The sequence below is a fragment of the Niallia endozanthoxylica genome, from assembly GCF_008710145.1.
Classification (GTDB): domain Bacteria; phylum Bacillota; class Bacilli; order Bacillales; family Cytobacillaceae; genus Bacillus_BD; species Bacillus_BD endozanthoxylica.
Window position 1 is genome coordinate 92,511 of sequence record NZ_VYKL01000007.1, and the last position, 25,528, is coordinate 118,038.

The 25,528-nt window shown below is 39.2% G+C and carries 26 protein-coding genes and 1 pseudogene; 20 read left to right on the forward strand and 7 right to left on the reverse strand.

What is annotated here, in order from left to right; all coding sequences use genetic code 11:
* The first annotated feature begins 11 nt into the window (after positions 1 to 11).
* Both F4V44_RS02945 and F4V44_RS02950 read left to right on the forward strand, forming a co-directional pair.
* The gene (locus F4V44_RS02945) at positions 12 to 425 is read left to right on the forward strand and encodes an EAL domain-containing protein (RefSeq protein WP_150438497.1); all 414 of its coding nucleotides are present in this window, start codon (positions 12 to 14) and stop codon (positions 423 to 425) included.
* 216 nt (positions 426 to 641) lie between these two features.
* Positions 642 to 2,195: an IS200/IS605 family accessory protein TnpB-related protein gene (locus F4V44_RS02950; protein WP_150438498.1), complete on the forward strand. Its 1,554-nt coding sequence runs from the start codon at positions 642 to 644 to the stop codon at positions 2,193 to 2,195.
* Positions 2,196 to 2,712: 517 nt separating this feature from the next.
* Here F4V44_RS02950 and F4V44_RS02960 read toward each other — a convergent pair.
* Both F4V44_RS02960 and F4V44_RS02965 read right to left on the reverse strand, forming a co-directional pair.
* Positions 2,713 to 3,804, reverse strand: a complete 1,092-nt coding sequence (locus F4V44_RS02960) for a DUF1648 domain-containing protein (RefSeq protein WP_150438500.1) — start codon at positions 3,802 to 3,804, stop codon at positions 2,713 to 2,715.
* A gap of 56 nt (positions 3,805 to 3,860) precedes the next feature.
* On the reverse strand, positions 3,861 to 4,247 hold the full coding sequence (locus tag F4V44_RS02965) for a GntR family transcriptional regulator (protein WP_150438501.1): 387 nt from the start codon (positions 4,245 to 4,247) through the stop codon (positions 3,861 to 3,863).
* Between the two features lie 718 nt (positions 4,248 to 4,965).
* Here F4V44_RS02965 and F4V44_RS02970 point away from each other — a divergent pair.
* The gene (locus F4V44_RS02970; RefSeq protein ID WP_150438502.1) at positions 4,966 to 5,163 is read left to right on the forward strand and encodes a hypothetical protein; all 198 of its coding nucleotides are present in this window, start codon (positions 4,966 to 4,968) and stop codon (positions 5,161 to 5,163) included.
* Positions 5,164 to 5,222: 59 nt separating this feature from the next.
* Here the strand turns inward: F4V44_RS02970 and F4V44_RS02975 are convergent, their stop codons facing one another.
* Positions 5,223 to 5,477: a hypothetical protein gene (locus tag F4V44_RS02975; RefSeq protein ID WP_150438503.1), complete on the reverse strand. Its 255-nt coding sequence runs from the start codon at positions 5,475 to 5,477 to the stop codon at positions 5,223 to 5,225.
* Positions 5,478 to 5,703: 226 nt separating this feature from the next.
* Between F4V44_RS02975 and F4V44_RS02980 the strand changes: the two genes are divergently transcribed.
* The gene (locus tag F4V44_RS02980) at positions 5,704 to 6,174 is read left to right on the forward strand and encodes a CBS domain-containing protein (protein WP_150438504.1); all 471 of its coding nucleotides are present in this window, start codon (positions 5,704 to 5,706) and stop codon (positions 6,172 to 6,174) included.
* A 92-nt stretch (positions 6,175 to 6,266) separates the two neighbouring features.
* Here the strand turns inward: F4V44_RS02980 and F4V44_RS27170 are convergent, their stop codons facing one another.
* Positions 6,267 to 6,404: a hypothetical protein gene (locus F4V44_RS27170; RefSeq protein WP_191090539.1), complete on the reverse strand. Its 138-nt coding sequence runs from the start codon at positions 6,402 to 6,404 to the stop codon at positions 6,267 to 6,269.
* Between the two features lie 128 nt (positions 6,405 to 6,532).
* The gene (locus F4V44_RS27175) at positions 6,533 to 6,673 is read right to left on the reverse strand and encodes a hypothetical protein (protein ID WP_191090540.1); all 141 of its coding nucleotides are present in this window, start codon (positions 6,671 to 6,673) and stop codon (positions 6,533 to 6,535) included.
* 135 nt (positions 6,674 to 6,808) lie between these two features.
* On the opposite strand from F4V44_RS27175, the gene F4V44_RS02985 reads away from it, so the two are divergent.
* From F4V44_RS02985 to F4V44_RS02995, 3 genes are all read left to right on the forward strand, one after another.
* Positions 6,809 to 7,003 carry a DUF4021 domain-containing protein gene (locus F4V44_RS02985; RefSeq protein WP_223881771.1) on the forward strand — a complete coding sequence of 65 codons (195 nt, stop codon included), beginning with the start codon at positions 6,809 to 6,811 and terminating at the stop codon, positions 7,001 to 7,003.
* 192 nt (positions 7,004 to 7,195) lie between these two features.
* Positions 7,196 to 8,179: a DMT family transporter gene (locus tag F4V44_RS02990; protein WP_150438505.1), complete on the forward strand. Its 984-nt coding sequence runs from the start codon at positions 7,196 to 7,198 to the stop codon at positions 8,177 to 8,179.
* A gap of 175 nt (positions 8,180 to 8,354) precedes the next feature.
* The gene (locus F4V44_RS02995) at positions 8,355 to 8,552 is read left to right on the forward strand and encodes a hypothetical protein (protein WP_150438506.1); all 198 of its coding nucleotides are present in this window, start codon (positions 8,355 to 8,357) and stop codon (positions 8,550 to 8,552) included.
* Positions 8,553 to 8,680: 128 nt separating this feature from the next.
* Here F4V44_RS02995 and F4V44_RS03000 read toward each other — a convergent pair whose 3' ends face one another.
* On the reverse strand, positions 8,681 to 9,598 hold the full coding sequence (locus F4V44_RS03000; RefSeq protein ID WP_150438507.1) for a VOC family protein: 918 nt from the start codon (positions 9,596 to 9,598) through the stop codon (positions 8,681 to 8,683).
* 300 nt (positions 9,599 to 9,898) lie between these two features.
* Between F4V44_RS03000 and F4V44_RS03005 the strand changes: the two genes are divergently transcribed.
* From F4V44_RS03005 to F4V44_RS03015, 3 genes are all read left to right on the forward strand, one after another.
* A complete protein-coding gene (locus F4V44_RS03005) occupies positions 9,899 to 10,885 on the forward strand; it encodes a LacI family DNA-binding transcriptional regulator (RefSeq protein ID WP_150438508.1) in 987 nt (328 codons plus the stop codon).
* Positions 10,886 to 11,108: 223 nt separating this feature from the next.
* On the forward strand, positions 11,109 to 12,389 hold the full coding sequence (gene hisD / locus F4V44_RS03010) for a histidinol dehydrogenase (protein ID WP_150438509.1): 1,281 nt from the start codon (positions 11,109 to 11,111) through the stop codon (positions 12,387 to 12,389).
* 24 nt (positions 12,390 to 12,413) lie between these two features.
* Positions 12,414 to 13,730: a GntP family permease gene (locus tag F4V44_RS03015; protein ID WP_150438510.1), complete on the forward strand. Its 1,317-nt coding sequence runs from the start codon at positions 12,414 to 12,416 to the stop codon at positions 13,728 to 13,730.
* A gap of 37 nt (positions 13,731 to 13,767) precedes the next feature.
* On the opposite strand, the gene F4V44_RS03020 is transcribed toward F4V44_RS03015, so the two are convergent.
* Positions 13,768 to 14,688, reverse strand: a complete 921-nt coding sequence (locus F4V44_RS03020) for an aldo/keto reductase (protein WP_150438511.1) — start codon at positions 14,686 to 14,688, stop codon at positions 13,768 to 13,770.
* Between the two features lie 211 nt (positions 14,689 to 14,899).
* Here F4V44_RS03020 and F4V44_RS03025 point away from each other — a divergent pair, with 211 nt between their 5' ends.
* The 10 genes and pseudogenes from F4V44_RS03025 to F4V44_RS03070 form a co-directional block, all read left to right on the forward strand.
* Positions 14,900 to 16,171: a sensor histidine kinase gene (locus F4V44_RS03025; RefSeq protein WP_150438512.1), complete on the forward strand. Its 1,272-nt coding sequence runs from the start codon at positions 14,900 to 14,902 to the stop codon at positions 16,169 to 16,171.
* A 12-nt stretch (positions 16,172 to 16,183) separates the two neighbouring features.
* A complete protein-coding gene (locus F4V44_RS03030; RefSeq protein WP_150438513.1) occupies positions 16,184 to 17,074 on the forward strand; it encodes a response regulator in 891 nt (296 codons plus the stop codon).
* A 111-nt stretch (positions 17,075 to 17,185) separates the two neighbouring features.
* Entirely contained in the window at positions 17,186 to 18,478 is a 1,293-nt protein-coding gene (locus F4V44_RS03035; RefSeq protein ID WP_150438514.1) for a cation:dicarboxylate symporter family transporter, read from the forward strand.
* Positions 18,479 to 18,779: 301 nt separating this feature from the next.
* Positions 18,780 to 20,093, forward strand: a complete 1,314-nt coding sequence (locus F4V44_RS03040) for a S8 family peptidase (protein ID WP_150438515.1) — start codon at positions 18,780 to 18,782, stop codon at positions 20,091 to 20,093.
* A 381-nt stretch (positions 20,094 to 20,474) separates the two neighbouring features.
* Entirely contained in the window at positions 20,475 to 21,056 is a 582-nt protein-coding gene (locus tag F4V44_RS03045; RefSeq protein WP_150438516.1) for a hypothetical protein, read from the forward strand.
* A 216-nt stretch (positions 21,057 to 21,272) separates the two neighbouring features.
* Positions 21,273 to 22,073, forward strand: a complete 801-nt coding sequence (locus F4V44_RS03050) for an SDR family oxidoreductase (protein WP_150438517.1) — start codon at positions 21,273 to 21,275, stop codon at positions 22,071 to 22,073.
* A gap of 127 nt (positions 22,074 to 22,200) precedes the next feature.
* Positions 22,201 to 24,123 (forward strand): BglG family transcription antiterminator, encoded by a 1,923-nt coding sequence (locus F4V44_RS03055; protein ID WP_150438518.1) that lies wholly within the window; start codon positions 22,201 to 22,203, stop codon positions 24,121 to 24,123.
* 29 nt (positions 24,124 to 24,152) lie between these two features.
* Entirely contained in the window at positions 24,153 to 24,602 is a 450-nt protein-coding gene (locus tag F4V44_RS03060; protein WP_223881772.1) for a transcriptional regulator GutM, read from the forward strand.
* Between the two features lie 16 nt (positions 24,603 to 24,618).
* Complete coding sequence (gene srlA, locus F4V44_RS03065; protein ID WP_150438519.1) at positions 24,619 to 25,173, forward strand: PTS glucitol/sorbitol transporter subunit IIC; 555 nt, start codon at positions 24,619 to 24,621, stop codon at positions 25,171 to 25,173.
* A 19-nt stretch (positions 25,174 to 25,192) separates the two neighbouring features.
* Positions 25,193 to 25,528, forward strand: a pseudogene (locus F4V44_RS03070) (hypothetical protein); the annotation flags it as partial.

A 25,528-nucleotide genomic window follows, 5' to 3' on the forward strand; every position in this document is an offset into this window, starting at 1 on the left:
CTTTTCGGCATATGCACAGCTTTCCTCCCCTGACAATTAGTGTTAATCTTTCTATCAGGCAATTTTACCAAGAGGATTTAGTCGGAATGGTCAAAGAAGTGTTAGCTGCGACACAGCTTGCGCCCAAATATTTAGATTTAGAAATTACGGAAAGTATAATGATGAATGCGGATTATGCGATGAAAAAGCTAAGGGATTTAAAGGAAATCGGGGTGCAGATTTCAATCGATGACTTTGGGACAGACTATTCATCCTTGTCCTACTTAAAGCATCTGCCTGTCGACCGTTTGAAAATTGATCAATCCTTTGTCCGTGACATCGTCTATAATCGGGAAGAAACAGATACAGCTATTGTCTCAATAATTATCTCACTCGCAAATAACCTGAACCTGAATGTAATAGCTGAAGGGGTTAACAACAGTTGACCGTTTTCGTATAAAAAGGTAGAAATATATAGAAATTAATAATGTGTTATTTTAGTATTTGAATATTTAAATGGTAAATATTACAATTGATTTAGGGTCAGTTAATGACAATGAAAGAAGCAAAAGAAGGAATAAGAGCGTCAACTAAAATAATTCAGAATATTCATAATGAAAAATGCAAAGAACGACAGAAAACAGTGAAGGAGTCGATTATGGATGTTCAAAACCTATCAAACGAAGTTGAAGAATGACCTAATCGTTCTCAAGAATACTAGCACCCTACCTGTTTATGAGTATTTCCATCAGATTGCCAAATACTTTGGCATGCTAGAAAGAAAGCTCTTTGTTGATTTATATGTGCGAAAGAAACCATCAGGTGATGTAAAGAAATTCTATTGTGCTACATACAACATAACGGCTCGTCAATATAACAGCATCAAAAAACAATTAGATGGCCGAATTTCATCAAAGTTGGAATTATCGAAGTTATATATGAAAGAATGGAATGAAAAAATCAAAAGCACGACTAAACGGATCAAATCAAAAGAAGAACAGAAAGCGAAACTTCAATCTACACTTCTCAAAATGAAGGGAAATGAAGCAAATTTCCTTAAAAAGGTGAAGCGATATCGGAATATAAAGAGATTTATTCACCAAAAGAAAAGAAAGCTATATTCTATGAACCTGAAACTAAAGAAAGTAGAGAGCGATTTTCATCATGGGATTGTAAGGATTTGTTTTGGCTCAAAAGAACTGTTCCAAAAACAATTTCATCTTGAGGAAAATGGCCTGACTTTTCAACAGTGGAAAAAAGAATGGGGAGAAAAAAGAGCAGCCCAATTCACCTTTATCGGTTCAAAAGACGAAACATTCGGGAATCAATCATGCACGTATGATTTAGAGAATCATCTGAGAATTCGTGTGTTTTCAAAAGATGAAGAAGTGTTTGGCAACTATGTCACCCTTAAAAATGTTCAGTTCGGTTATGGACAAGAAAATATAGATAAGGCCAAAATCTCCAGCCTAGGTTATACCAAAGGAAAAAGGAACCCAGTTAAATACTACAGAGCGTTAACGTGGAAGTTTGTTCGTAAGAGTGGCCATTGGTATGCATGCGTTTCGGTTGATGTGGATGTTCCGCCCATTATCACATTGAAAAACAACGGAGTTCTTTCGATTGATTTTAACTACGGTTTCTTAGCTGTATCCGATGTAGACGGATTTGGAAATCTCGTGTATTCCTTTCAAGTTCCCTATCAATCAACTCATTGCACAAGCGAACAAACAAAGCAAAGCCTCAGCGTAGCTTTAAAAGCGGTCGTCCAATATGCGGTAAAAAAAGCAAAACCAATTGGGTTTGAGAACTTAGATTTCAAAAGGAAAAAACAAAATTTGAAGCAGATGTCCTCAAAACAAGCAAAAATGTTAAGTGGCTTTGCTTATTCCACTTATCAATCGCTGTTGCAAAGCAAATGTGAAGCAGCTGGTATTGAATCGATTGCAGTAAATCCTGCCTATACGAGTCAAATTGGACAGCATAAGTTTATGAAAAAGTACGGGATTAGCTCACACGAAAGTGCAGCACTTGTCATTGGCAGAAGAGGTTTACACTTCAAAAGAATCGAAAAAATTCCTCCACACCACATTTTAAATCAGAAAAAGAAAGACTCTATCTTACAAATGGACAGACGGAGCCAGTGGAAAGAGATTGGTCAGCAATGGAAGAACTATAGTTTTAACAATAAACTGTATGTATTATATCGAATCTAGTTGCATGTACGGTGGCAATGCCATGTTGAACCTGTAAGGAAGAAAGCATGCCCATGAAATCGTAGATTTACGTGCAACACCGAAAGACTTAGCAGGTATTGGATTACCCATCAAGGCAGTGGTACTGGTCCTCAGATGTCCTCGGCTATCTGTGTGATGTAGCTTGACACCTTTGATGTGAGAGTGAAATTCTCTCATGCGAACCGTAAGGGGGTTATCGTTCTTGCCCTTGCGTTAAGTAGACTTATACTTATTTCTACTTATCTTCGAACGGTGGAAACTGACACACAAAAGGAATTTTTGAAAAGTCGCCGCTGTCAGCAAATCCAAGGCTATCTCTTCTGTCCGCCGCTATTTCCGGAGGAGTTTCATGAGAAATTTGAGAGTTTGAAACAAGGGAGTTTGAGATAAGTGAGTTTTGCTGAAAATGCAGTAGAAAGCTATTTAACAAAAATACGTGTTTTTCAAGCAAAAAAAGAAGCAGGACCACTGTCTTGCCTCTTTATTACATCAAAACCTATAAGTAACTAAGCGTCAAAATCACAATGATCGGTACGAGTATTATGATGTACCCGATTGGGTTGGCAAAGTTCAAGGTCCAGCCGACTCCGAATCTTTTTTCCACAAAGATGGAAGGGTCGCTTTTGTTGAAGTAAAAAAGGCCGCCTTTCCAATATTCATCTTCATCATAGTCCCCGATTCCTTCCGCTTGTACATCTGCAGACTTATTCCCAGCCGTTCCTACTTTTACTGCAAAAATAATCGTACCTGCCAGCACAATAAGCATGAATACCAGAGGCAAGGCAAACATAACGGCATCTCCTGCTAAGTTCTCATGTATCGTGGATAATTGAAAGAATGAAAATAACATGGTAAGCAACACGCTTATGATAAATGTAAACCAGCTTGAATACTTTCTTAATGCAAGCTGCCGAGTACGAGTTCCTTTTGGATTTGTAGCACTTACTTTAATACCTGAACGCTTCTGCGATAGATTTATAGCCATCATCATTGCTTGCATGACTAACAGAATTAACGGCATTTGAATGGCTGAAACAGGATTTTTAGCTGTAAAGGCATCTGGTTTACCATTGATTCCCCAGTGCGTTGGGATTTGTTCGGGAAGGACTGGATATTTCATAATGGTATAGATTAAGACACCGATTGTAATGAACATCGGCAGTAGGAAGACAGACCATGGAAGCATTTCATCCTGAACTCTTGCCGATAAGTCAGCGGTTTTGACCTGCTTTACATTTTCTCCCCATTTCTCAGCCTTTTTTCGTTGAACGGTTTTTCCATGGTAAAAAAAGTATAGCGCAAGGCTCAATATCATGATGCCAAATTGAATGGCTGTCCCGATTAAAACCATGAGTTCTTCGTTTGGGTTCGTTTGGCTATACCAAAAGAAGAAAAAGATGAGGGTTGTGGCAGAAACAGCAGCGACAATAATGGAATAGGTTTTTTTAAAACTTAGAAGCTTATCATCTGTTACATGTGATTCTGGAACAGATACGCCAAATATAACTGACCGTCTAACTAAATAGGGGATGGCAGACTCCATACAGGCCATAAACAGGATTAATATGAAAAAGACGATAAATGCCATATAGGTTTCTCCTTTCAATGTTTGTAAATAGTGGAAATAGAATGAGGACATTTGGATTATGTCTTGCCCTTGAAATCATCGATTACTCTGGAGACAAGTGCTTCAATTTGCTCTCTAGTCAATCCAGCAACCAATGCTTCCGCAATAACAGGTTTACATGCATCGATAAATCGTTCATCATAGAGATTTTCTTTTAATAGCTCATCTGTGGAGCGAATGATAGCACCGGACTTAGGTACGATTCGAATAATACCTTTTTTCTCTAATTGGTGATAGCTTTTGCTCACTGTATGCATATTCACACCTAAATCTGCGGCAAACGCTCTTACAGATGGCAGTGAATCCCCAGGAATCAGTTTCCCTCGAGCAATCCCCTCAATAATCTGATTCGACAACTGTGTATAAATCGGAATATCCGATTGGGGTTCGATATGAATAATCACCCTCCATCCCTCCTATCTGTTCTACTCTTATTATAACAAAATTGTTCTACTATTCATAGAACAGAAGAAACCAAAATGATTCTATTATTTCCAATAACTATTAATTTTTGTGCGCTTTGAATTCGGTCTTTTTTAATTTAACCAATCTGAATACTTAGAAATGAAAAGCTGGAAATGGTTTTTTATATATTTTCTGAATATTTTTACTTTATGAAGGGTCGTTATCATAGGAAAGTATCTTATTTATAAAAGGTGGTTCATACTAACAAGAGTTCTAAAGGAAGCAGGTATTTTTTCAGGGGATAACATGTAGGGTTGACTAAAAAGTTATACTGAAATATAGTGGGATTTTTGTAAATTGTTTTACTATTTTTTTACGTATTTTCATGTTACTAGTAATTATGATACGCTCGTATTGGAATTAAGATGATCCGCTCTTATGATACATCGAATGAATTTAATGGTTTAACTTCATTCAGCATTCATCCTCCACTTCTACAAGTGGGGGATGAATGCAAGTTGCTCTTCGATTCAGTGTGGGCCCAAACCTCGGCTGAATAAAGTTAAGCCTCCGGCGGATGTCTCGGATTTTTTAAGGGTAATTTATCGAGCGAGCTCAGGTAATCCGGACGCAAATTCGACGGGCGAATTTGATATAAGAGTCTTTACGGTTCAATATGTCATTCATTCCAAAATTTCTATTATGGAGAGGTGTATAATGATGGCAGTCACTGAACAACACATTCAAAACGACTATGTAATACTAAAACAAATTTTGAAACTTAGGAACAACCTAGGGGAACTATATACTCAAAGCGGGGGAAACAGCTCCAAATATATAAATCTATCACTTCAGTTAGGAGCATTAGAAAAACAATACATTGAAGAAAAAATAAAGCTACTGGAAGAACAGTAAGCAGAATATAGGTTCTTTTGCTTCCGATTGATATTCAGACGGAAGCAAAAGACCTTTTTTTATTGCAGGTTTTGATAGGTCATAACCACTTCTTGTGCGCGCTGCAGTTTTTCTTGTGCTTTTTGAACGTCATATTGTTCTTGTTTTACCTTCTGTTGGGCTTGTTTTAATTGCTGAAACTCCATTTCCTCCTGCTGCTTGGCCTTTAATAATTCATTTTCCTCTATTTGTAGTTCTGCATGTGCCTTTTGAACCTCATTTTGTGCATATTGTAACTGTTTTTCAGTGTTATGCTTCTGATTATTCTGTGTCATGAATAAGCCTCCAGAATCAGTATTTGGAACTTACATGCCCATTAGTTATAGTGCTCATCTTTGGATGTAATATGCTTTGATTCTGCAAGCGGAATATTTGTAATGTTATGAAGATTACGATATATTTCTGTTATAATACAACTTTTTAGTATCGGTATAGGAAAATGATTAATTAACAGCCTAGAATTTCTGATTATTAATTTATTAGAAATTAGGAGGGATAAAATTGAAAGCGCTTGATATCATGAACAAAAAGGTCATTAAAGTAAAGAAAGAGAACAGTGTAGGGTTGGTTATCGAAAAATTGATTGAACATGGTCTTAGTGGTCTCCCGGTTGTGAATGACAAAAATGAAATGGTTGCATACATAAGTGACGGTGATATCATGCGTTATATCGGGAGACAAAAGGACCAAGTCTTTGGCACGTTATTTTTTTCGCAGATTATGCAAGGTGACCATGATGATTTTGAGGGCAGGGCTAAACGATTAATGGACTTAAATGTGATGGAGATTGCCCAGACAAAGGTATACAAAATATCATCTGAGGTAGAGGTAGAGGATATCGCCGCTTTTCTAGGGGAAAAGGATATTCAAAAAATACCTGTGGTGCGAAACGGTGCACTCGTCGGTATGGTAAGCCGCGGTGACATCATTCGAAATACATTTATTCTGCAAGAAAAAAGAGCTGTTATGTAAAAAATGGGGACAGTTACATGGGCTGTCCCTATTTGTTTTTGTTTAAAGGGCAGGCTATTGAGGGATGTTCTGCTGCATTCAAAATAGGTTCTCTATTCCCAGCCATCCCACCACATTTTAAATCCACGTTCAGCAATAGGCTTAACAGGTTCATTGATTTCATCAGGAGCAAATAACGGGTTTTCCTCCAATGTGTTTTCTTCTTCTAAAAATTCTTCTTCTGGTTTCATGTTCATCACCTCCATTTCTAGTGTTGACGAATAGATGGTTATTATAATGGGATTACCAAAGTTTCACTAAATGTTCAAATTCTCTGCCATCCTGCTTTTTAAGATGGAAGCAGGAGAAAATATCCTGCTTATTTCTGGCCATAACCACGGTTGGAGCCTTTTGCTGAATGTTTTTGGCCTTTTACTTTATGGGAGCTGCCGTCAGGGGCAAAGATTTGATTGTCCTTTGTGTTGCTTGCACCTTCTGGAAATCTTTCCTTATTTGTCATATATATCACCTCCATATCTAGTTTGTGCTATTGTTTTGTAATATATGATGGAGGACCGTGTTTTCACCAAATGTTCAAAATTAATTTGAATTACATATGCTTAATTTAGACACTCTATAATGAGGAGGTGTCGAGATGGAAATGCCAAATAGCAAAGGTCAGCAAATGAATAATACATTGGAAAACAATCAGCAAAACAATCAGCAAAATGCAAACGAGGCAGCACTGGGCCTAGATATTGATGAGCAGGAAATGAACGGTTTATACGGAATGGTTGAAACTGCTGCAGAGGATAGGATGGAGCCCTATACTGAGAGAGATGGTCATTAATCACCATGAGGATTTTTGTAACAATATTATGAAAGAATGGTACGTATAGGCGTACCATTTTTTTTGATAGAAGTGACAGAACTTGTTTATATTCAAAAATATTGAAAAATTCAGTCGAAATAACTAGAATAGAGTTAACTCTATCAGGCTTCATTCTTTTATTATCATTTCACAACATCAAGGAGGTGCAGAATGCGGCCTGTATTATATGGCATTTGTGGTGCGTTCTTTTTTGCTTTTACTTTTATACTTAATCGTTCTATGGAAATATCAGGCGGCAGTTGGATTTGGAGTGCTTCCCTCCGATACTTTTGGACAGTATTATTCCTTTTGATTATTGTGCTGGTGAGAAAACAGCTGGTGCCGCTTTGGAAAATAATGAGGGAAGAGCCGTTAAAATGGCTTTGGTGGAGCTCTATCGGCTTTGGTTTATTTTATGCCCCTATGTGTTTTTCCACTGCTTATGCTCCAGGATGGCTGGTAGCGGCAACCTTTCAAATGACGATTGTGTTCGGATCTTTGCTTGCACCGCTATTCTACGTAAATATTGAAACAGCTGAAGGGATAAAAAGGGTTCGGAGTAAAATTCCGTTTCGAGGGCTTTCTTTTTCGCTCATTATTTTAGCTGGAATTATTCTTATGCAAATTGAACATGCAAAAGACATTACAGGAAAAGAGCTATTATTTGCCACGATTCCTATGGTGATTTCTGCCATTGCCTATCCGCTCGGGAATCGTAAAATGATGGAAGTCAGCGGTGGCCGGCTGCATACGTTTGAACGGGTTTTGGGAATGACCATTGCTAGTCTGCCATTCTGGCTGTTGCTTTCTCTGTATGGTCTTTTTACAGAAGGAATGCCAAGTTCGCAGCAAACGGTTCAATCCGGGATGGTCGCCCTTTTTGCCGGAGTCATTGCAACTGTTTTGTTCTTTAGGGCAACAGATTTGGTTAATGGGGAAATGACTAAATTGGCAGCAGTCGAAGCAACGCAGCCTGTAGCCGTCTTGTTTGCTTTGCTTGGGGAATTGTTCTTCTTATCTGCTGATATTCCATCCCTATTATCATGGGCCGGAGTGTTGACCGTTATTTTAGGTGTGATTCTGCATAGCTTTGCCTCTCGCAAAAAAGCAGCAAAGAGCTTTATGTTAAGCAAAAAAGCCGAGTCGGTACGGTAGTCAGATGCTATTTCTTATAGACAAAGTTTAAGTAGGTTCGATCGAAAACTCTGATGTCGATACTATTCAAAATATTGACAAAATTGAGGGGGTTTTAATCCGCTTTTCGCGCTTATAATAATAGCAAGAGGGAGGTACTTAAGAAAATCCCCTCAAAACAAGAAAGAAGGTGCCGATGATGTCATTCACTCATTTCGACGAAATTTATGAAATTTGTTGTGGAATGACGGCGGAGGAAGCAGTTTTGGTGAAGGCTGAGCCAGTGGAGGAAAAGCTAGACTTCATGAAGGATCTCATCCCAGATTCTAGTTTATGGTGGGAAGCAGAGTTCATGGACGTAAATGATAGAGAAGGCGAGTTACTTTATGTTTAATGTAAGTGTACGGCTCATAAGGCACCCCCATTATTTTCCTAGTGAAGGATAATGGGGGATTTTTTTTTATTATTAATCTTTCAAAAAAGAACCCTTCTTTTTAAAAGAAAGATTCTTTTCTATTCGTTTTATTGAGGAACAACTTCTCCGTCTTCAACAATTAGTTTTCCATATTTTCCAAAGTCTTTTCCAGGCTGTCCGCCCCACTCATCAAGCGTTAAGAGACTAGGCTCTAAGCGGCGAGGTTCGCGTGGGTTTTCTTCAGGGAATTCTTCCATTCCTTGGCTGTACTCCAATGTAAGACCATCTGGGTCAGCAAAGTATAGGAATACGCTTCCAGATGGATGATGGCGGCCAGGTCCTAAGTGGATTTTTACATCGTGATTCTTTAGAACGTTCACTTGTTTGCCGATATCATCGATTGATTTTACTTTATAAGCGATGTGGTTTAATTTATTTTCAGGTCCTTTTGTAATTGCGAATGAATGGTGGTAAGGGTTAGGCCACACGCGTAACCAGGCCCATGCCATTTCACGGCCTTGGATATCAGAGACAGCCATGTTCATTGTATTAACAAGGAAGTCATAAACTTCATCAAATTGATTTGTTTCATATACAACGTGCAGCAAGCACTCAATTTCCAGTCCGTTTGTTGGTTTGTAAGCAGTACCCATTTGCATCATTTCCACGTACATTTCATAGGTTACACCAAGGAGTGGGTCCTTAAAGCGCAGTGTTCTGCCTTGCGCTAATTCTTGCGTTTCTTTTGCACTTAATTCTCTTGGATTTAAGCCTTTTTCCTCTAAATAATTGAATACATCCTGGAATTGCGATGCTTTTTCAAGTTCAAAACCAACACGCTTTAGGCCAGCTTCAGGAGCTTGTTCAAGAATTAAGTTGTGGTGGTCATGGCTGGTACGAAGGTAAGCGGTTTCACCTACACGCTCAACGAACTGCATTCCCACAATATTTGTGTAGAAATCAATTGATTTATCAAGGTCTGTTACACATAAAACGGCATATCCCAATTTTTTATAACGTATCATTACTAGATCCTCCCCTTACTATAATAATCCGAATCCCCAATATTTTCTTTACACTTTAAATTTAATAGACTTGGCGAAAATTGTCTAATCACACTTTTTTTGTATAATATTGGATTTCATAAAATAATTTTTAGACTATTGAAAGCGTAATCATGTGTGAAAAATCACATACAAATTGGTTTTTTTGGGCTTAATAAATGGATTTTAGATTGCGAAGGGATTGCTTCTTTGCTTTTCAAATTTTGATATATTCTCTATAATCTAATTAAAATATGACTTTGGAAGAGGATAGGGTGAATTATGAGTAATGGTGTGAATGCAAAGGATGTTGCCAGGCTGGCAGGCGTTTCGCAATCTTCTGTTTCACGGGTATTTTTTGGAGGGGCATCTGTTTCGGAAAAGACGCGCCAAAAGGTGTTAGCAGCGGCAGAAGAGTTAGGTTATATACCGAATGAGTTTGCTCGAAGTTTAATCACAAATAAATCGAAAATCATCGGCCTTGTGATGAAGGGAATTAAAAATCCATTCTATCCACAAGTATTAAAGGAATTTACGGTTGCTTTTAAGAAATTAGGTTATAGCATATTATTCGTTCATACAAACCATGATGAAATACAAAAGGAAGATGTTAAAATGCTCTTACATTATAATGTTGCGGGTGTCATCATTACGGATGCAGCACTTTCTTTGAACTTATCTGAGGATTTTAAAAAATTTAAAATTCCACTTGTGCTCTTTAACCGGAAAGTGGAGAAACAAGAGTTCTTCTCCGTATGCACTAATAATCTTGAGGCGAGTCGTCAAATTGCAGAGTTTTTAATCCAAAAAGGGTGCACGGATATGGTGTATATCTCCGGGGACCGTAATACGTCAACCAGTTTGGAACGTGAAAAGGGCTTTTTTGAGGTGGTTGAAAAACATCAGCTGCCGTATGAAAGATATGATTCAGACTACTCGTATCAAGGAGGGTACGACACAACAAGGCTTATTTTAAAAAAAGGGCGTATTCCTTCAGCTTTTTTTGTTGCGAACGATATTATGTCTTTTGGTGTATTAGATGCCCTTCGTGAGCATTCCATTGAAGTTCCAGGACAGGTTAAAGTCGTGGGGTTTGACAATATTGATATGGCTTCCTGGCCAATCTATAATTTAACCACATGGGAGCAGCCAATCTCTGAAATGGTGGATGAAACAGTAGAATATATGCTGGCTGAAATCGAGGAATATACTGGTGCAACTGGTAATGTAGAAATAAGAGGAAAATTAATAAAAAGAAAGACAACATAGGGGTTGACTTATTCTTATTTTTAGAATAATCTTTATATATAAGTTATGAATACGTATTCATTAACAAAAATACATACGTATTCATATTTTAAATTAGTATTGAAAGCGTTTAATATTTTTTTTGATTATAATTGCATACGTATTCATAAATATTGATTTGTTTAATAATAATTTTTTTTATTACAATTTGAATACGTATGCAAAAAATAAGGAGGAACTAGAAATGGTCAAAGTTATTAAAGCAGGTAAGTCACAAGAGGAAGTATCACAAAATGATTTGCAAGTATCACAAATTGTAGCAAATGCTATTAAAGATATTGAAGCTCGTGGAGATGAAGCAGTACGCGAGTATTCTGCAAAATTCGATAAATGGTCTCCAGAATCTTTCCGTTTAACTGAAGAACAAATTAAGGAAATTGTTGCGAAGGTTCCACAAGAGGTTATTGAGGATATCAAATTTGCGCAAAAGAATATTCGTGAATTTGCTGAAGCACAGCTAGCTTCTCTTCATGATGTAGAGGTTGAAAATATACCAGGCGTTATTTTAGGTCATAAAAATATCCCAATGAACAGTGTTGGATGCTATATACCTGGCGGACGTTATCCAATGGTTGCATCTGCACACATGAGTGTTCTCACTGCGAAGGTTGCTGGTGTTAAACGTGTAATTGCATGCACACCGCCGATTAACGGAGAAGTTCCAAATGCTACGATTGCAGCTATGTATCTGGCAGGGGCTGATGAAATTTATTTACTTGGCGGTATTCAAGCAATGGCAGCAATGGCCATTGGAACGGAGACGATTCAAGCCGTTGATATGATTGTAGGACCTGGAAATGCTTTCGTTGCAGAAGCTAAGCGTCAATTATTCGGCCGCGTTGGAATTGATTTATTTGCAGGACCAACAGAAACATTGGTGGTTGCGGATGAAACAGCCGATGCCGAGATGATTGCAACTGACATATTAGGTCAAGGCGAGCATGGTCCTACATCACCAGGTGCACTAATTACAACTTCAGAAAAACTAGCTTATGAAACAATCGAAGAAATCGAAAGACAGCTTAAAGTTTTACCAACAGCAGATATTGCTAGAGTTTCATGGGAAGATTATGGTCAAATTTTAGTGGTTGATAGTTTAGAAGAGGCTGTAGTAGAAGCAGATCGCCTTGCATTTGAGCATGTTGAAATCCTAACAGAAAACCCAGATTACTTTTTAGAAAATATGACAAACTATGGCTGTCTATTCTTGGGGCCTGAAACAAATGTTGCTTATGGAGACAAGGTGATCGGTACGAACCATACATTACCTACAAAAGGAGCAGCTCGTTACACTGGCGGTCTTTGGGTAGGTAAATTTATTAAAACGGTTACTTATCAAAAAGTAACCCCTGAGGCGAGCGCTTACATCGGAGAATATGCTGCCCGTTTATGTATGATTGAAAACTTTGCAGGGCATGCAGAGCAAGCGCTATTACGTGTACGCAGATACGGAAATAAAAAGTAATTTTTATACAGGGGAGAGGGTTTTATGGTACTGGGGTTTATTGGTCTTATAGGTGGTTTGGGCTTGTTAATATACCTGACCATGCGGGGAATGAACTTGCTGATCGCAGCTCCTCTTTCTGCTTTATTTGTCACGTTATTAAATGGATTGCCGCTTTTTCCTCAGCTTGCTGAGGAAGGTGCGGCTAACTTTTTAACGAACTATATGGCGGGATTTTCAGGGTTTATTGCTTCATGGTATTTAATGTTCTTAACCGGAGCTATATTCGGAAAGGTCATGGAGGACAGCGGCGCAGCAGATAGTATATCGAAATGGATCGTTGGAAAAATCGGCATGAAACGCGCCGCTTTAGCGATTATTATTGCTTGTGCTGTTTTAACCTACGGCGGGGTAAGTTTATTTGTGGTTGCCTTTTCTGTCTATCCAATGGCGGTTAGCTTATTTAAAGAAGCTAATTTACCAAGACGGTTTATCCCGGCGGCACTGGCCTTTGGATCAACCACCTTCACGATGACTTCTGCGGGGTCTCCTGAAATCCAAAACTGGATCCCAATTGAATATTTAGGTACGAATGCTTATGCGGGGTGGGAAGTCAGTTTAATTGTAGCTGTATTTATGATGGTTTTTGGTTATTGGTGGTTAACGAAAGTAATCAAAAATGCGGTGAACAAAGGGGAAAAATTTATTGAGAGAGATACAGATAACTTAGAAGTTCGTGAACATTTACCGAATCCAATGTTAAGCTTAATTCCTTTATTAGTTGTATTAGTGATTTCATTTATTTTCCATGATTCACTTAAACAATCTGCTTTAATTATTGCGTTAACAAGCGGTATTATTGCTACTTATCTCATTAATCGAAAATATTTCAGGAATGTCGGGAAAGCGATTTCAGAGGGCACAATCGGAGCAATTATTGCGATTGCAAATACTTCCGCAGTCGTAGGCTTTGGCGGAGTGGTCAAAGCTACCGCATCCTTTGAGCAGGTCGTTGCGTATATGACGGAAATTCCAGGCAGCCCGCTGATTGGCGGCGCCCTAGCCGTATCAATCATTGCCGGTTTAACAGGCTCAGCATCTGGCGGTCAAGCGATTGCTCTACCATTACTAGCTCCACACTACTTAGATATCGGCGTTGATCCAGAAGCGCTGCACCGTGTTGTAGCGATTTCCTCAGGATCCTTAGACTCTTTGCCATCAGGGGGCTATGTAGTAACAACCATTCGCTCTATTGCAGGAGAAACACATAGAGATGCCTACCCAATGTTTGGTGCACTTACCGTTATTGTACCGGCCATCGGTGTAGTCTTGGCTGTCTTATTGTTCTCAATTGGACTATAATGCAGAGGGGCGGTTCTAATAGAACCGTCCTCTTTTATTAAGGCAGTATATTCCCAGCTGAACGGTAAATGCTGTACCATTCTTCACGGGTTAGGGTGGTATTGGCAGCCTGACAGCAGTCTTTTAGTCTATCGGTATTCATTGTGCCGATGATTGGCTGCATGTTTGCAGGATGGCGTAAGAGCCATGCAATGGCAATGGTTGTGTTTGAAACGTTGTATTTGGATGCCACTTCATCAAGCTTTTGATTCAGCTCTGGGAACCTATCGTTACCAAGGAACACTCCTTCGAAAAAGCCGTACTGAAAAGGGGACCATGGCTGGATCGTAATATCGTTAAGTCTGCAAAAATCAAGCACACTTCCATCTCGATTAACAGCGGCGTCATTTTCCATGTTGACATTGAGTCCGCTTGTAATCATGGTGGAGTTGGTAATGCTTAATTGCAACTGGTTTGCCACAAGAGGCTGCTTAACGAATTTTTGAAGCAGCTGAATTTGCATCGAATTATGGTTCGAAACACCGAAATGACGAACCTTTCCAGAGCTTTCGAGAATATCAAAGGTTTCCGCAACTTCTTCAGGCTCTGCGAGAGCATCCGGCCGGTGTAGAAGCAAAACGTCAAGATAATCAGTTCTTAGTCGTTTCAAAATCCTATCAACTGATTCTAAAATATGTTCTTTTGAAAAGTCGAACAATCCCTTTCGTATGCCGCATTTCGATTGCAAAATAATTTTCTCACGGATATCATCATTCATATGTATCACATCAGCGAAAATTTTCTCGCATTCTCCATGACCGTATATATCGGCATGATCAAAAAAGTTGGCTCCTTCTTCTAGTGCGGTTTGAACAAAACGCTCAGCTTTAGACTTGTCTATCTTATTTATCCGCATGCAGCCAACAGCCAACACCGGCACTTCTAAGTTGCTGCTGCCTAATTTCATTGTTCTTAACATTCATTTCCCTCCAACTATTAGAAAGGTACACTATACAACAATCCTTACAATAACAGTCAGTCCCTGCTTTTTCAATTCTCTTCTCTTTCTAAAATAAATCGTTCACAAGTGAGTAACAATAAATAGGAAAAATAAAAATGGATATCATGCTATACTCGGTTTATAGTCTTTTAGTGAACAGTAAAATTTATGCTTTATATAGGAGATTTCCATGTTAGGTTCAAAACGATTTTCAACACGAACACTTAGCAGAAAAAATGGGCTTGTCATGTTTTTGACGGCAATCCTGACGACAATTGCCAGCGAAATCAAGGTGGTTCCTTTCGAAGGAGAGGATTTCCGATTTGGGCTGGGAAGTGCTGCGTTTTTCCTATTAATCTTGATTTGGCCGCAGGTATCTTTCATCCGGACAGGGATTGTGACAGGGCTGGTTGTTGTTTGCATTCGTACAATCGAAGACATTATTTTGCAAGAAGCCCTTTGGTCAGCGAGCTTTATCAGCCATTCACCAGCTTTTTTATTTTATTTTCTTTTTGCGATAGGTTTTCATCTGATTAAAATCAATCGTTACAAAACCCTTCCGCTTCAATTAGGAGGCTGGGCGTTCTTGTTTGAATTAATAGCAAATGGTGCAGAGCAGCTCACACGAAACGTCCTGCTCCATGAGGGAAGCTTTGACGTGAAAGCGCTGGGAATGATAATCGGCGTTGCTCTTGTCCGCAGTTATTTTGTCGTAGGTTTGTACAGCTCTATTACGATTTCGGAACAGAAGAAGCGCATGCAGGAAATGCTTCAGGTAGGATCGGAGCTTTATGCCGAAAGTCTTTATTTGCAGAAATCGATGAATCATATTGAACAAATCACTGCTTCCAGTCATGATTTATACCGTAAATTGAAAAAGAAGGAGCTGCATTTGTTAAGTGTTCAAGCGCTGCAGATTGCCCAAGAAATTCATGAAGTCAAAAAAGATTCCCAGCGGATTCTTTCGGGACTGACGAAATTAAGTGTTGAAAAAATACAAAAGAAACTTCACCTTTCTGATGTATTAAACCTTGTCGTGATTGCCAATGAACGATATAGTTTGCTGTTAAAGAAACGGATTCTTTTTCATAAGAAAATAGAAGTTGATTTCGAAACCCATCAGCAAATACCGCTGCTGGCGCTGTTAAATAATCTTGCTGCCAATGCAGTTGAATCGATCTCAGATAAAGGTGAAATTCATATCAACATCTATGAGGAATCGGGAAACATTGTATTTGTCATGAAGGATACGGGTAAAGGAATTCCGGAAGAGGATGTACCTGTTATCTTTGAGCCAGGCTATACAACAAAGTACAATGAGCATGGTGTGGCCGCAACCGGTATTGGTCTCTCCCACGTGCAGGAGATTGTAAATACATTAAAAGGAAAAATATACATAGAAAGACCAGAAAAAGGGACTGTTTTTATCATCCATATTCCAATAAAGTCCATACGAAAGTGAGGGGGATTAAAGCTGCGCTATTATATTGTAGATGATGACAAGGCAAGCAGGTCCATGCTAAAAAATATCATCATCGATGGTGATCTTGGTATGGTGATTGGGGAGGCGGAAAACGGTGTAGAAAGTCTCTCGCCCATTCTTGCTAGAAATCCTGATGTTGTGTTAATTGATTTACTCATGCCTGAACTTGACGGAATTGAAACGATGGAACGCCTTCGGTCAGACGGATTCCAAGGACAATTTATCATGATTTCCCAAGTTATCACGAAGGAAATGGTTGGGGAAGCGTACGAGAAGGGCGTTGAATTTTTTATTCATAAACCGATCAATCGTGTAGAAGTGCAAAGTATTTTAAAGAAAACAGCTGAGCAGTTCTTGTTAAAAAACTCTTTACGTACCATTCAAGAAACGCTGGCGCATATTGGCTTGGATACATCTAAAACGAAAGAGAAGAGTGTGAAAGAAATTGTCATGTCTATCTTGAATGATATGGGCATAATCGGGGGGGCTGGCAGTGATGACATTGTTTTGATTATCGAACATATGATGAATTCCAGTGAAAGAGCTGCCCAGCTTCCGCCCTTGAAGGATTTATACGAAGCAGTGGCAGAGAAGGGCGAATGGACTAATGTGGATGTGAAAAAAGAAAGTAAAGCCATTGAGCAGCGTATTCGCCGCACGATTCTAACGGCATTTAATAACTTAGTTTCGTTAGGGTCAATCGATTATACCAACCCTGAGTTTGAATACTATGCGCCGCGTTATTTTGATTTTCAGGAGATTAGAAAGCATATGGTGTCTATTCAAGAAGAAAAGGATGATGAAGTAAGAGTCAAAATTAATATTAAGAAATTTTTGCAGGTGCTATATTTGGAAACGTTGGAAAAATATCAACAGGGTTAATGGATAGAAAAAGAAATGTCGGATTCTGTCGGATTCAATAGGGGCTCCTTATTATTGGAATTAGCTCACTTTTAGCATGAAAAATAATTTCAATAAAGGGGTGACTTTTTGATGAAGAAAAGATTTAAATTTTCATTAGCCTATCAAATTCTGGCTGGTTTAATCTTAGGTATCATTGTCGGTGCGGTATTTTACGGGAATCCTGGTGTAGAGAAGTATTTACAGCCGCTTGGTACCATCTTTTTAAATATGATTAAAATGATTGTCGTTCCAATTATTGTTTCGACCTTAATTATTGGGGTTGCTGGGACAGGGAATATCAAACAATTAGGAAAGCTTGGCGGGAAAACGCTCATTTACTTTGAGATTGTCACAACGATTGCCATTATTGTTGGTTTAATGTCGGCTAACCTTTTCAAGCCTGGTGAAGGAATTGATATGTCTTCACTATCAAAAACTTCCATTGATCAATACGTGGAAACAACGGAGAGCGTTCAAAACTCAAGTCATGGTCTTTTGGACATTATTGTTGATATTGTTCCAAGTAACGTCGTTTCAGCGATGGCAGGCGGCGATATGCTGGCAATCATCTTCTTCTCGGTTATCTTTGGTTTAGGGGTAGCAGCAATTGGGGAAAAAGGAAAGCCAGTGCTTGCTTTCTTCGAAGGTGTTGCAGAAGCTATGTTCTGGGTGACAAACCTAATCATGCGATTTGCACCGATTGGTGTTTTTGGTTTAATCGGGGTAACGGTTTCCAAATTTGGTCTAGCATCATTACTGCCGCTAGGAAAATTAATGATTCTTGTTTATGCAACAATGCTCTTCTTTATTGTTGTTGTTCTAGGTGGAATTGCAAAGCTTGTGGGCGTCAACATTTTTCACTTAATGAAGACATTAAAAGACGAACTTCTATTAGCCTATTCAACTTCTAGTTCTGAAACAGTACTGCCAAAGGTAATTGAAAAAATGCAGAAGTTTGGCTGTCCAAAGGATATCGTTTCCTTTGTGGTTCCGACAGGTTACTCTTTTAACCTAGATGGCTCTACATTATATCAGGCACTTGCAGCTATTTTTATCGCGCAAATGTACGGTATTGATCTAAGCATCATGGAACAAGTAACATTAGTATTAGTTCTAATGGTTACATCAAAAGGAATCGCTGGTGTACCTGGAGTATCTTTCGTTGTTTTACTAGCAACATTAGGTACAGTAGGGATTCCGCTTGAAGGACTTGCCTTTATTGCAGGTATTGATAGACTTCTAGATATGGCCCGTACAGTCGTTAACGTAGTAGGAAACGCACTGGCAACGGTTGTTATGTCAAAATGGGAAGGCCGCTTTAACCCAGAAGGTGTCAAGGATCTTCCAATTGAAGATAAAGCTTCTCTTGAAAAATTAGCATAAGATAAAATAACCGGTTCTCCATTTGGAGGCCGGTTTTTTGTATTTTGGGGGAACGGTATTTTATTTTAATAGAAGGCTATGTTAGCGAATCATGTTAATCAGTCAGATTTTTGACTCATCTGTGAGAAATGTCCCTTCCTAACCATGCAAGCTTTAGACAAGTTAAAAATCAACCATGTGAATAAATAAAGCTTAATAGAAAGTAAAAGCCCTTTTTGCTAGAAAAGAGGACAAGCGTTGATACAAGTCTTCTAGTATTTCATAGTATGTACTAAAAACAAAAAATGGAGTTGATAGAAAATTGTTTGGTTATTCAATGGTTCAAATGGTACGAGCTCATGCCGATAAGCTGGAACGGCCATTAAGAGAATTAATTTTGAACCTTTACAGACCTTTTAAATGGACCCCGTGCTTCTTGCATAAATTTTTTGAGGGGACGATTAAAAGGGGGAAAAAGTTTTCCGTCATTGTGGAGTTCCAGGACGGCTGCTATGAAGAGGGCTGCAAACAGATTAGGGGAATTATGGATAGTCACATGAGAAATAATGTCAGGCACTATTTTCCACGGGTATCCTGCTGCAGTGTGGATATGACGCCTTCTGGATTGGAAGAGGTTCTGAATAGCTGTCCGCATATTAAAAAGGTGTATTTAAACAGCGAGGTGAAGGCGCTGCTTAACGTAGCTGTGCCAGCAGCCGGTGCAAAAGGAGTGAATCGGAGAGGAATCAACTTAACAGGTGAGGGTGTAAAAATTGCCGTCATCGATACAGGGATTCATCCGCATCAAGATTTGTCTAATCGAATTACAGACTTTGTTGATTTTGTTAACGACCGTACGGATGCATATGACGATAATGGACATGGCACACATTGTGCAGGCGATGCGGCATCTGCTTCTGCAACCTATGCAGGGCCGGCACCGAATGCCCGTCTTGTTGGTGTAAAGGTGTTGGACAAACTGGGGTCCGGCTCGCTAGAAACCGTTATGCAAGGAGTGGAATGGTGTATTCAGTATAATAATGATCATCCGTTAGACCGAATTGATATTATCTCGATGTCATTAGGAAGCACTGCGCAAAACTATGGTTCCGAAGATGCTGATCCAATGGTGAAAATAGTTGAAAAAGCTTGGGAATCCGGGATTGTCGTCGTCGTCGCAGCTGGAAATGAGGGTCCGAACAGCGGAACAATTGCCAGCCCTGGCATTAGCGATAAGGTAATTACAGTCGGAGCGCTTGATGACAGTGATTCTATTGAAAGAACAGACGATGATGTTGCCAGCTTCTCCAGCCGCGGGCCAACGAGATACGGGTTAAAGAAACCGGATATTTTAGCACCAGGTGTGAATATTGTTTCATTGCGAGCACCAAATTCCTATTTAGATAAACTGCAAAAAACGGCCAGAGTGGAGAATGATTATTTTGTACTTTCAGGAACGTCTATGGCCACTCCGATATGCGCTGGAATTATCGCCCTCATGTTAGAGCGTAATCCTTCCCTAACACCTGATCAAGTAAAAACAGCACTGATGACGAATGCAGATTTGTGGAAAGGAAGAGATCCTAATATCTATGGTGCTGGTTATATCAACGCAGAAAAGTCCATTCCTGAATAATCTCCTTACTCCTCTAAAAGATATCCCCCATTAAAATATTCTTTTCCCCATAAACAACCCCAAATTCTCTTGAAAACCCTAAGACCAAGCTTCTGGACTTAGGGTTTTTTTAGGTAAGGGAGATAAGGTAAGGGGAGATAAAAACAGATTCCAAGTAATTTGGCTCCTCCTGTGATTTATATCATTCTTAGGCAGAATGGAATAATGCTATAATAATAAATGATTTTGTGTTTCCATTTCTTAAATCATCCATCTATTTTCTTTTTTGAGCATGGGCAGACTGCCTGTGCTTTTTTTCTTTTTTTACCGGCTCTGTTAAACTAATCAAAAAATGCATGTTTAACAGAAAATCAATTTAACTGTCCTATCGGAGGGAAACAAATGAATCAATACAAGAATTTTAAACAGGCTGCAATGGCTGCCGCAATATTACAAGATTGCGAAAGTATGGCAGCTTTAAATGATAAAGTATATCCAAAAGAGTGGCATGTCTCTCCAGACCTGCTGAAAGAAATCCTGCAGGTCAATCCGGAAATTTATCGTATTCTCAAAACTCCTGAGGGTGTGAAGGGAATGTATAGTCTGATTCCCCTGAACCAAGAGGCTTATTCAGCAGTTCTAGAAGGAAGGCTCAGTGAATATGAGATTGGGGAACATCTTCTGACCTACAATCAGCCAAAAGAAGTTTATCTTTACTTTATTACGCTTATCGTTGATATACATGATGACCGCTGTAAAGAATATGCAAGTATGGTGATTAAAGATATCCCAAATGAATTAGTGAGACTTCGTGAAAAAGGGATTGAAATAAAAGAAATTGGAGGTTTTGCTGTTAGCTCGGAGGGAGCAAAGGTCCTTCCTAAAATGGGATTTACCAATGAGGGAGAAACCGTTATTCAGAATGGTCAGGAGTATCCTGTATTCCGCGCAAAGCCTGAACAGGTAATTAAATCAATAGTATAAAACAATAATTACAAACCCACGCCAACATTTTTCTAAATATAAAATTTAAAAACACTTCGCCTGCTTTAAACGTGTATTCCTCCAACGTTGAAGCAGGCGTTTTTCATTTATTTCAACCGTTTTCACTTTTGTGTGAAAAACATTGTATTAATCAATGGAGCGAAAGTTTTTATACTGAGTACATCAGATGAAAACGTTTCAAGAGGAGGAAAGAACATGAGCAATTCATGGCTTGAATTAGAAGGAAAAGTAGCAATTGTAACAGGCGGTGCCTCCGGGATTGGCTTGCATATTGCAAAGGAGCTATTAAATAACGGTGCAACAGTAGTTGTTTCAGATTTAAATGTAGAAGAAGGAAAACAGGCTGACGGCATTTATTTTATAAAATGTGATGTAACGAAAAAAGAAAGCGTAGACAATATGGTAGCCCGAACGGTTGAATTATTTGGCTCTGTGGACATCCTAGTAAATAATGCCGGGGTTAATCTTCCACGCTTGTTAGTCGATATTCAAGGTGAAAAACCTGAATACGAACTAAGCGAAAAAGATTTTGACTTTATGGTGGCGGTAAACCAAAAAGGACCATTCCTATGTGCGCAGGCTGCTGCTAAGCAAATGTTAAAGCAGGACAAGGGTGTCATTGTGAACGTGGCGTCTGAAGCAGGTCAGGAAGGATCAGCAGGACAAAGCTGTTATTCAGCCACAAAAGGTGCTGTGATTTCTTTCACTCGTGCCTGGGCGAAGGAGTTAGGAAAATACAATATTCGCGTTGTAGCGATTGCTCCTGGAATTATGGAAGCAACGGGCTTAAGAACGGATGCATATAACGAAGCACTTGCTTATACACGCGGCGTAACAGTTGATGGTTTAAATACAGATTACAGTAAATCTATTCCTCTAGGCCGAGAAGGACAATTAAAGGAAATTGGCGATTTAGTTTCATACCTTGCATCAGACCGTTCAAGCTATGTAACGGGTACAACGGTTAACATCTCAGGCGGTAAATCCCGCGGTTAAGAGGTGTGTTCAAGGTGAAAAGCCAACCTTTCTGTTAAAAATGAATGTTAGCTGAGGTCGGATTTGAGGAATTGAAACGTAAATAAACCAAAGATAACATTCATTTTAAAGTAAGGTGGTGAATTACATGTCTGATTTCATGATGGATGAGCGGATTGTACAAATTATTGAACTGACTAGAAAGAAAACGTACTGCACGTTGGACGAGCTGGCAGAATCCATTGGAGTTAGTACTCGAACAATCCGAAATGATATCAAGCGGTTCAATAGTGACCTTAAGGGAATAGCGGTTCTAGAGAATGAGCGTGGAAAAGGATTCAGGCTGACAATTGAAAATCAGCCAGTGTTTGAGGAACTCCTGCAAAAAGTCCATGAGGAGAAAACGGAACAAGATTCACCGATACGCCGAATTGCCTTTATTATCAACCGCTTACTTAACAGTGAGGAGAATAATACGCTTGATGAGTGGGCATACGAGATGAATCTCAGCCGTTCAACCCTCGTGAATGAATTAAAAAGGGCTGCTGTTGTTCTTGAGACGTATCATTTATCGATTCAAGGGAAGCCGAACAGCGGAATGTTTTTAAAAGGCAATGAGTTAGATTTACGCTTCTTTATCCTCGATAACGTGTATGACTATCTATACAATGAAAATCCATTAGATAACGATATTGAAGTAGAGATAAGATCGATTGCTAATAGACATGATTTTGAAACCACTACGCAAAAAAAATTGCTACAGTCGGTGATTGTCATGTTGGACCGTCTGTTAAAGAATCATCCGCTTGAAAAAATGGATGACAAACACGAAAAGCTCCTTGATACCCATGATTATCAAATTGCAAAGGAAATCACTGCAGTTATCGAAAGAAAGTTGCCAATTCACATACCGAAGCCGGAAATCTTGTTTATCACACTGCCGATTGCAGGTAGACGGACACCGACTAACAACCGAACAATGGCCGATGTTCAAATTACAGATGATGTGAACAGGCTGCTGGAGCAAATCATCGAGCAGGTCGGTTTTAAAAAGGAAATCATCTCTGAAAATGAATCCTTTTTCGAAGATTTAAAATTCCATCTGACCTTTATGTTGAATCGGATTACGTTTGACATTCGGATCAAGAATCCACTGCTTTCAGATGTAAAGGAAAAATATCCGGTTGCGTTTAAAATGGCGGAAATTGCCGGCCATGTAATTGAAAAGGAATACGGATTGAAGGTTTCCGAAGATGAGTTGGGCTATATTGCCTTTTATTTCGGCGTGTTTATCACCCAAAGTGAGGTAAAAACAAAACGCTTGCAGCGGGTTGCAGTTATTTGCGGAACGGGACGAGGAACGGCTAGGTTACTCGCTATTCAATTACAGCGTATATTGAATCATAATACGCAGATTGACCTTTTTTCAGAAGCGGAAGTAACAAAAGAGCGAATGAACCAATTCGATATTGTTTTTTCAACGGTTAAACTGGTCTATGAAATCGATGTACCATTAATCATGATTAATGAGATTTTTGATGAAAAGCGGGTTTCACAGCAGATTGAAAAAGTGACCTACTTACAGAAATTTAAGCTAAAGGACGAAGGCAATCATCATTCGATTATCAGATTGTTAACAAACGAGGATATGTTTTTCTTATTAGACAGCACAAAAAGCTATCCCGAGAACGTCATGGGAATGACAGAGGAAATGACGAGAAAAGGCTACTTCGATGAAGGTTTTAAAGAGCGGCTGTTAGAAAGGGCAGAAAAGGGCTCGATGGTGTTTGATCAATATATTGCTTTGCCGCATACGATTCAAACTGCATCCGAGCAAATTCGTCTGGCAGTAGGTGTGTTTCCGAAACCGGTACAAGCTGAAGGAAAAGAAGTTAAACTGGTCTTTCTTTTAGGAATACCGAGGGAAACGGACGATGATGCCGGTCTTTTAGTCAAGATTTATGATGAAATTATTAAAATCTCAGCTGATGAACAGCTGATTGAACAATTAGCTGATTCTAATAGCTGTGAAGAGTTTTCAAAATACCTAGATAGGGCCAGCAGGTCATAAAGGAAACAAAAAGTAAGGAAGTGAAACGTATGAATATGATTGTAATCATGGTCTTTATAGCAGGTGCATTCCTTGTTCAAATGGGCCTTGGTTTTTTCCAACTCAAGCATTTTTCGAAAGCGTATGCAGAGCTCCGAAGAATCGGAAAAGTGGCGATTGGGAAGAAGCCCGGAAAAATTCGCTCCGGAACTATTGTTCTCTTTGCGGTCTCTAAAAGCGGGAGAATATTAAAGGCCAAGAAAATGCAAGGGGTTACAGTTATGGCAACCTTCAAGGATCTGCAAGGCTTTGAAGATAAAAACATCCGCCATCTTACAGATGAGGATATGGCCCACTGTAATAAGCTTTTAAAAGCAGCCATTCAGGATGCCGTAAGTAATTACAAGATCATCATGAGCGGAGGTGTAATTCCAGAGAAGAGCAGCTTATTTAGGAACATGATGATGAAAGCAGAGAGAATGGTTGCAGTAAAAAAATAATAAGAGGTGAAACTTCATGGATTTTATCATTAAATTTGCCGAAGGCTTTATGAAATTATTCCAAACGGGTGCAGATGTCTTTATTTCATGGATGACAGGTATCGTTCCGGTTGTATTACTATTAATCGTGGCTATGAATACATTGATTCAAATTCTCGGGGAGCAAAGAATTAACAAGTTGGCGAAAGCTTCTGGGAAAAATCCGCTTCTAAGGTATATGGTCTTACCGTTTGTTGGATCATTTATGCTAGGTAACCCAATGGCATTATCATTAGGTCGATTTTTACCAGAAAAATATAAGCCAAGCTATTATGCATCAGGCGCTTATTTCTGTCACACAAGTAACGGTTTATTCCCTCATATAAACCCAGGTGAATTATTTATCTTCCTTGGAATCGCAGCAGGAATTGAACAACTTGGTTTTAGTACTGCAGAATTAGCTGTTCGTTATCTTCTAGTTGGTTTAGTGATGAACTTCTTTGCTGGCTGGATTACTGACTTTACAACAAAAATGGTTGAAAAACAGCAAGGCATCAAATTAAAGACTGAAGTACAAACATTACATCACTAGAATGTAGGAGGTTTCTACGATGACTGAATATCGTTCAATAAAAGTTGAGAGAGGAAGCGGCGGTTTCGGAGGTCCGTTAACGATTACACCGACTGCTGAAAAAAATAAAATTGTGTACATTACTGGTGGTGGTTCAAAGCCTGCCATCGTTGATAAAATTGCCGAGTTAACAGGTGCTGAGCCGGTAAACGGATTCCAAACATCAGTGCCGGATGAAACGATTATGGTGGCGATTATTGATTGTGGCGGGACATTACGTTGCGGTATTTACCCGCAAAAACGAATTCCGACGATTAATATCATGCCGACTGGGTGCGTCCGTAAGGGCGATATAAAGATCGGGTCCTTGGCAAGA